This is a genomic window from Streptomyces sp. NPDC056231 (assembly GCF_048270745.1).
In the GTDB taxonomy this organism is placed as follows: Bacteria; Actinomycetota; Actinomycetes; order Streptomycetales; family Streptomycetaceae; genus Streptomyces.
Map to the genome: position 1 here is coordinate 37,986 of NZ_JBLVKW010000067.1, position 6,666 is coordinate 44,651.

5 protein-coding genes are annotated in these 6,666 nt (G+C 69.4%); all 5 read right to left on the reverse strand.

The genetic code is table 11. The features are described from left to right. Positions 1–2 precede the first annotated feature (2 nt). Entirely contained in the window at positions 3–1,022 is a 1,020-nt protein-coding gene (locus tag ACNPQM_RS34140) for an HpcH/HpaI aldolase/citrate lyase family protein (protein WP_418087014.1), read from the reverse strand. Next, on the reverse strand, positions 1,019–3,031 hold the full coding sequence (locus ACNPQM_RS34145) for a protein meaA (protein WP_418087015.1): 2,013 nt from the start codon (positions 3,029–3,031) through the stop codon (positions 1,019–1,021). Before ACNPQM_RS34145 ends, ACNPQM_RS34140 begins: the two co-directional genes overlap by 4 nt. Position 3,032: 1 nt before the next feature. After that, positions 3,033–4,370, reverse strand: a complete 1,338-nt coding sequence (gene ccrA / locus ACNPQM_RS34150; protein WP_358858604.1) for a crotonyl-CoA carboxylase/reductase — start codon at positions 4,368–4,370, stop codon at positions 3,033–3,035. A gap of 389 nt (positions 4,371–4,759) precedes the next feature. Further along, the gene (locus tag ACNPQM_RS34155; protein ID WP_418087016.1) at positions 4,760–5,557 is read right to left on the reverse strand and encodes a GNAT family N-acetyltransferase; all 798 of its coding nucleotides are present in this window, start codon (positions 5,555–5,557) and stop codon (positions 4,760–4,762) included. Positions 5,558–5,692: 135 nt separating this feature from the next. Further along, positions 5,693–6,508, reverse strand: a complete 816-nt coding sequence (locus tag ACNPQM_RS34160) for a TetR family transcriptional regulator (protein WP_358858602.1) — start codon at positions 6,506–6,508, stop codon at positions 5,693–5,695. Positions 6,509–6,666 lie beyond the last annotated feature (158 nt).

Below are 6,666 nucleotides of genomic sequence, written 5' to 3' on the forward strand. Positions count from 1 at the left end.
GATCAGGCCTCCGGTGCTTCGAACTTGGAGGTGCGCTGCATACCGGCCGCGCGGCCCTTGCCCGCGATGACGAGCGCCATCTTCCGGCTGGCCTCGTCGATCATCTCGTCGCCGAGCATCGCCGAGCCCTTCTTGCCGCCCTCTTCCGAGGTGCACCACTCGTATGCGTCGAGGATCAGCTCGGCATGGTCGTAGTCCTCCTGCGAGGGCGAGAACACCTCGTTGGCCGCGTCGACCTGACCGGGGTGCAGCACCCACTTGCCGTCGAAGCCCAGCGCAGCCGCACGGCCTGCGACCTCGCGGTACGCGTCCACGTCACGGATCTGCAGGAAGGGACCGTCGATCGCCTGGAGGTCGTGCGTACGGGCCGCCATCAGGATGCGCATCAGGATGTAGTGGTACGCGTCGGCGCCGTAGCCGGGCGGCTGCTGACCGACGACCAGGGTCTTCATGTTGATCGACGCCATGAAGTCGGCCGGGCCGAAGATGAGCGTCTCCAGGCGCGGCGAGGCGGCGGCGATGTCGTCGATGTTCACCAGGCCCTTGGCGTTCTCGATCTGCGCCTCGATACCGATCCTCCCGACCTCGAAGCCCATCGTCTTCTCGATCTGGGTCAGCAGGAGGTCGAGCGCGACGACCTGCTGGGCGTCCTGCACCTTCGGCAGCATGATGCAGTCGAGGTTCTGGCCCGCGCCCTCGACGACCGTGATCACATCGCGGTACGTCCAGTGCGTCGTCCAGTCATTGACGCGGACGACCCGGGTCTTGCCCGTCCAGTCGCCATTGTTCAGCGCGTCGACGATGTGGTGCCGGGCGCCCTCCTTGGCAAGCGGAGCGCAGGCGTCCTCGAGGTCCAGGAAGACCTGGTCGGCGGGGAGACCCTGGGCCTTCTCCAGGAACCGCGGGTTCGAGCCGGGCACGGCCAGGCAGGAGCGGCGGGGACGCAGGCGGTTCGAGAGGTGCGCGGCGGAGCCGCTCCCCGGAAGGGCGGTGGCGGGAGACGGGTGGGCGGTCTGGGTCATGCGGGGACCTCCAGAGGGTCGAGCTTGTTCGCTTTCCGGATCTCGTCGACGATACGGCCGATGATCTCCGTAATACCGAAGTCCTTCGGGGTGAAAACGGCGGCGGCACCCGCCTCGATCAGCACGGCGGCGTCGGCGGGCGGAATGATCCCGCCCGCGATCACCGGGATGTCGTTCGCGCCGGCCGCGCGCAGTCGGTTCAGCACGTCCGGCACCAGCGCGGCGTGCGAGCCGGACAGGATCGACAGCCCGACGCAGTGCACGTCCTCGGCGAGCGCCGCCGAGACGATCTGTTCGGGGGTCAGCCTGATCCCCTGGTAGACGACCTCGAACCCGGCGTCACGGGCCCGTACGGCAATCTGCTCGGCGCCGTTGGAATGCCCGTCCAGGCCCGGCTTCCCGACCAGCAGCCGCAGCCGTCCGGCGCCGAGGTCATCGGCGGTGCGGGCGACCTTCTCCCGTACGAGAGCGAGCGGCGTGCCGGCCTCCGCGGTGACGGCGACCGGGGCGGACGAGACACCCGTCGGGGCCCGGAACTCGCCGAACACATCGCGCAGCGCCCACGACCACTCGCCGGTGGTGACACCCGCGCGGGCGCACTCCACGGTCGCTTCCATCAGGTTCTCGGTGCCGGCCGCGGCCTTCTTCAGCGCCGCGAGGGCCTCGGAGGCGCGCGCCTCGTCACGGTGGTCGCGCCACTCGTGGAGCGCCGCGACCACCCTCGCCTCATTGGCGGGGTCGACAGTCATGATCGCGCCGTCGAGGTCCGCCGTGAGCGGGTTCGGCTCGGTCGTCTCGTAGATGTTGACGCCGACGATCTTCTCCTCGCCGCCCTCGATCCGGGCCCGCCGCCGCGCGTGCGAGGAGACCAGTTCCGACTTCAGATAGCCGGACTCGACGGCCGCCATCGCGCCGCCCATCTGCTGGATCCGGTCGATCTCCGCGAGGGACTCGGTGACCAGGGAGTCGACCTTGGCCTCGATCACATGCGATCCGGCGAAGATGTCCTCGTACTCCAGCAGATCACTCTCGTGCGCGAGGACCTGCTGGATGCGGAGCGACCACTGCTGGTCCCAGGGCCGGGGGAGCCCCAGCGCCTCGTTCCATGCGGGCAACTGCACGGCCCGGGCGCGGGCGTCCTTGGAGAGGGTCACGGCCAGCATCTCCAGGACGATGCGCTGGACGTTGTTCTCCGGCTGCGCCTCGGTCAGTCCGAGCGAGTTGACCTGGACGCCGTAGCGGAACCGGCGCTGCTTGGCGTCGGTGATGCCGTACCGTTCGCGGGTGACCTGGTCCCAGATGCGGCCGAAGGCACGCATCTTGCACATCTCCTCGATGAAGCGGACGCCGGCGTTCACGAAGAAGGAGATGCGGGCGACCACATCGCCGAACTTCTCCTCCGGTACCTGGCCCGAGTCGCGCACGGCGTCCAGGACCGCAATGGCCGTCGACATGGCGTACGCGATCTCCTGGACCGGAGTGGCACCCGCCTCCTGCAGGTGGTAGCTGCAGATGTTGATGGGGTTCCACTTCGGGATGCGGTTGACCGTGTACGTGATCATGTCGGTGGTCAGCCGCAGCGAGGGACCGGGCGGGAAGACATGTGTCCCGCGCGAGAGGTACTCCTTGACGATGTCGTTCTGTGTGGTGCCCTGAAGCTTCGTGGCGTCGGCGCCCTGCTCCTCGGCGACCACCTGATAGAGGGCCAGCAGCCACATCGCGGTGGCGTTGATCGTCATCGAGGTGTTCATCTGTTCCAGCGGTATGTCCTGGAACAGCCGCCGCATGTCGCCGAGGTGCGAGACGGGCACGCCGACCCGGCCGACCTCGCCGCAGGCGAGGATGTGGTCGGGGTCGTAACCCGTCTGGGTCGGCAGGTCGAAGGCGACCGACAGACCCGTCTGGCCCTTGGCGAGGTTGCGCCGGTAGAGCTCGTTGGACGCCTCGGCGGTCGAGTGACCGGCGTACGTCCGCATGAGCCACGGGCGGTCCTTCTGGCGCCCGGCCACGTCAGGCATCCCTGAAGCGGTTGATGGCGTCGATGTGCTGCTCGCGCAGCTCCTCGTTGCGGACACCCAGGCCCTCGCGCGGGGCCAGCGCCAGGACGCCGACCTTGCCCTGGTGCAGGTTGCGGTGCACGTCGTACGCGGCCTGGCCGGTCTCCTCCAGGGAGTAGACCTTCGACAGCGTCGGGTGGATCTTGCCCTTGGCGACCAGTCGGTTGGCCTCCCACGCCTCGCGGTAGTTGGCGAAGTGCGAGCCCACGATCTTCTTCAGCGACATCCACAGGTAACGGTTGTCGTACTCGTGGTTGTAGCCCGAGGTCGAGGCGCAGGTGACGATCGTGCCGCCCTTGCGGGTCACGTACACCGAGGCGCCGAACGTCTCGCGGCCCGGGTGCTCGAAGACGATGTCGACGTCCTCGCCGCCGGTCAGCTCGCGGATGCGCTTGCCGAACCGCTTCCACTCGCGCGGGTCCTGGTTGTGCTCGTCCTTCCAGAATGTGTAGCCCTCGGCGTTGCGGTCGATGATCGCCTCTGCGCCCATCTTCCGGCAGATGTCCGCCTTCTGCTCGCTGGAGACGACACAGATCGGGTTGGCGCCACCGGCCAGCGCGAACTGCGTGGCGTATGAACCCAGTCCGCCGCTGGCGCCCCAGATCAGCACGTTGTCGCCCTGCTTCATGCCGGCGCCGTTGCGCGAGACGAGCTGGCGGTACGCGGTGGAGTTGACCAGGCCCGGAGCCGCGGCCTCCTCCCAGCTGAGGTGCTGCGGCTTCGGCATCAGCTGGTTGGACTTGACGAGCGCGATCTCGGCGAGCCCGCCGAAGTTGGTCTCGAAGCCCCAGATCCGCTGCTCGGGGTCGAGCATCGTGTCGTTGTGACCGTCCGAGGACTCCAGTTCGACCGAGAGGCAGTGTGCGACGACCTCGTCACCGGGGTGCCAGGCGTTGACGCCGGGGCCGGTGCGCAGGACGACGCCCGCCAGGTCGGAGCCGATGACGTGGTACGGCAGGTCGTGGCGCTTGGTGAGCTCGCTGAGCTTTCCGTAGCGCTCGAGGAACCCGAAGGTGGAGAGCGGCTCGAAGATCGAGGTCCAGACGGAGTTGTAGTTCACCGAGCTGGCCATGACGGCGACCAGCGCCTCACCGGGCCCGAGCTCCGGAACCGGCACCTCGTCGAGGTGCAGCGACTTGCGGGGGTCCTTGTCGCGGGTGGCGAGCCCGGCGAACATCTCTGTCTCGTCCTTGTGCACGGTCACCGCGCGGTACGACTCAGGGATGGACAGGGCCGCGAAATCTGCGGCGGTGCTGTCCTGCGATTGGATCGCGTCCAGGATTTCCTTCACGGTGTGCCTCCGGAATGGGGTCTCCCCTGCTCGAGCGGAGCCGAGAGCTCGGGGAATGCGTCGAGGGACGCTTGAGAGTCCCTGCCAACGGGGTGCGATGCGGTGTGGAGGTGCTGCCGTCGGTTCGGCTGGTAAAGCTTCGGCTTGCTCTGGTGGAGCGGAAGGGATTGCCTGTGACGCAGGCGTCCGGGCGCGCAGCACATGGCTTGCGGGGACAGCCGGCGTACGTGAGGTATCTGCACGCCGGCCGCCCGGACTACTTCAACGTATGGCACTCCGTGACACCTGGCAAGGCACTCGGTGCCAGCAATTTCTCTCAGCTGTCGTCCGCTGGGCACGCATGAGCGGCGATGAGGCTGTTTCGCGTCGTTCCGTCCCTCTGTGTCCGGTCAGGCAGGGCGCCGGTACACATACGGCGTGGTGGTGGACAGGGCCCGGAAACCGAGCCGCAGGAGGATCGGCCTGCTCAGGTCGGTCGCATCGACCTGCAGATAGCGAAAGCCGCGCTCGGCGGCGATCCGGGCACGGTAGGCGACCAGCGCCCGGTAGATACCCCTTCCGCGCCATGGCTGCACGGTCCCGCCGCCCCAGAGCCCCGCAAAGCCGGTGCCCGGGTACAGCTCCATCCGGGCCGAACTCACCGGCTCGCCGCCCACCATGGCCAGCACCCCGACGAAGCTGTCCGGGGCCTCGGCCAGCCGCGCCAGCACCTGGTGCCGCAGCCGCGACCCGTCCGAGCCGAACGCCCGCTCGTGGGCCGCGGCCATCAGCTCCACACCGGCCTCGTCCGACACCGTGCGCAGCGTGACCTCCTCGGGCAGCTCCACGGCCGCCGGGACGTCCGCCACCGGCGCGACCAGGAGGGTCTCCGGCGGCTCCGCCACGAAGCCGGCGTCCACCAGCCGCCGCGCCAGGTCGGCCGGCCGGTCGTGCGCGTACAGCTTCCACTCGAACTTGTCGTGGCCGAGCGCCGTGAAGTGTTCCACCTGCTCGGCGATGGCCGCATCCGCCCGTACGGCGTCCAGGCCGGGGGCTGACCAGACGACACCGTTCCAGTCGTCGGCCGACCCGGCCTGCCGTACGACATCGGCGGTGCGCTCGACGTGGACGCCGGGCCCGTCGGGGCGGGCGTGCTCGCGCAACTCGCGGTCGAAGAGCGTCAGCAGGAGGTCGCGATCATGAGTCATCCGCCCACCGGAACACGACGGTACGGGCGCGGCAACCGGGTTTCTCCGCCCGGACGCGCGAACGCCGGGCGGGCTCGGCCGCTGGTGCCCCTCCCAGCAGGCTTTGCCCCGTCGCGCCGGCCGGCAGGCCCCCGCTCAGCGGTCCTTGAGTGCCTGCTGGATCGTGCGCATCACTTCGTCGAGCGGTGCGTCCGTCCGTGCCACCGCGACGAGCACCTCGCCCTCGGTGCTCACCGAGGCGGCGGGTGCCGGCGTCGATTCGACCCCGGCGATGCGCCCGGCCCCGATGCCCGTCCCGAACGTGTCCCGGACGATTGCGAAGGCGTGGTCGAGCTGGGCTTCCACATCGCCTTGGCCGCCTGCCCGCAGCCAGCGGCGCAGCACATGGTTGTGCGCGGTGACGACGGCCGACGCCGCGACCTCCGCCAGCAGCGGGTCGTCGTTGCCGACATGGTGGTCGCGCTCGTCGAAGTGGCCCAGCAGATAGCGCGTGAACAGCCGCTCGTAACGGGCCACCGAGGCGATCTCGGCCTCCCGCAGCGTGGGGACCTCACGGGTCAGCTTGTAGCGGGCCACCGAGACCGCGGGCTTGGCCGCGTACATTTTCATGACTTCTTTGATGCCGCGGCAGACGGTGTCCAGCGGGTGCTCGTGCGCGGGGGCGGCATTGAGGACGGCCTCGGCCCGGACGAGAGTGTCGTCGTGGTCGGGGAAGATCGCTTCTTCCTTGGAGCGGAAGTGCCGGAAAAAGGTCCGCCGGGCGACACCTGCGGCGCCCGCGATCTCGTCGACCGTCGTCGCCTCGTACCCCTTCGTGGCGAAGAGCTCCATCGCCGCGGCGGCCAGTTCGCGGCGCATTTTGAGCCGCTGAGCGGCGGCGCGCGTTCCTGCGGCACTTTCCGGGGCGTCGGGCGCGGCGGAGACACGGGGGGACCTGGCGGGCTGGGACATGGTGTGAACGTACTGCATCGGTGCAGGAGAGCGCGCCTGCGGGGGCGGGCCGCCCGGCCGTACGTCCCACGTCGGGGGTTGCGCGGGCGGATCGAGCAGCCCTCCCCATCCGGCTCCTGGCCCGGGAGCCGCCGGTGCTCCGGCCGGGCGTGCATGCC

Coding starts and splice junctions, on each gene's coding strand:
- ACNPQM_RS34140 (WP_418087014.1), bottom strand. CDS start 1,022: ATGACCCAGACCGCCCACCCGTCTCCCGCCACCGCCCTTCCGGGGAGC.
- ACNPQM_RS34155 (WP_418087016.1), bottom strand. CDS start 5,557: ATGACTCATGATCGCGACCTCCTGCTGACGCTCTTCGACCGCGAGTTG.
- ACNPQM_RS34160 (WP_358858602.1), bottom strand. CDS start 6,508: ATGTCCCAGCCCGCCAGGTCCCCCCGTGTCTCCGCCGCGCCCGACGCC.